At 68.7% G+C, this 1,067-nt stretch carries 1 protein-coding gene; it reads right to left on the bottom strand.

The window, feature by feature from the left end:
* The coding region (locus tag ACWD5D_RS44875; RefSeq protein ID WP_451378507.1) for a ribonuclease J at nucleotides 1-1,067 on the bottom strand (1,067 nt) is incomplete at both ends.

The raw sequence follows: 1,067 nt of genomic DNA, 5'->3' as shown, positions 1-1,067 counted from the left end.
TGGGCGCCCCACCGGGTGAGTCCGTTGATCACCCGGTAGATGGCGTTCTCGTTGCCGGGGATGAGGGAGCTGGCGAGCAGGACGGTGTCGCCCTTGCCGATGCGGATCACGTGGTCGCGCTCGGCCATCCGTGACAGCGCGGCCATCGGTTCGCCCTGGGAGCCGGTGCACACCAGAGTGATCTTGTGGTCCGGAAGCTTCTCCAGCTCCTTCGTGCTGACGACCAGACCGGAGGGGACCTTCAGATAGCCCAGGTCACGGGCGATGCCCATGTTGCGGACCATCGACCGGCCGACGAAGGCGACCTTGCGGCCGTGCTGGTGGGCGGCGTCCAGGACCTGCTGGATGCGGTGCACGTGGCTGGCGAAGCTGGAGACGATGACCCGGCGCGGCGCGGTGCGCATCACCTGCTCGATCGCCGGGTTCAGCTCACGCTCGGAGGTGGTGAAGCCGGGTACTTCGGCGTTGGTGGAGTCGGTGAGGAACAGGTCCACGCCCTCCTCGCCGAGGCGGGCGAAGGCGCGCAGGTCGGTGATGCGGTCGTCGAGAGGGAACTGGTCCATCTTGAAGTCGCCGGTGTGCAGCACCATCCCGGCCCGGGTGCGGATCGCGACCGCGAGGCTGTCGGGGATGGAGTGGTTGACCGCCACGAACTCGCAGTCGAAGGGCCCGAAACCACGCCGGTCGCCCTCCCGCACCCGCACCGTGCGCGGCCGGATGCCGTGTTCCTTGAGCTTTGCCTCCAGGAACGCCAGCGTCAGCTTGGAGCCGACGACGGGAATGTCGGACCGCTCGCGCAGCAGGTACGGCACGCCGCCGATGTGGTCCTCGTGGCCGTGGGTGAGGACCACGGCCACGATGTCGTCCAGCCGGTCCCGGATCGAGGTGAAGTCCGGCAGGATCACGTCCACCCCGGGCTGGGTCTCCTCGGGGAACAGCACGCCGCAGTCGACGATGAGCAGCTTGCCCGCGTGCTCGAAGACGGTCATGTTGCGGCCGATCTCACCCAGGCCGCCCAGGGCGATGACCCGCAGCCCCCCTTCAGGCAGGGGAGGGGCGGCTTTCAG

This window comes from Streptomyces sp. NPDC002520, from assembly GCF_053595235.1.
Note: the sequence above shows the minus strand (reverse complement) of the source record. Positions and strands in the feature narration are given on the sequence as shown.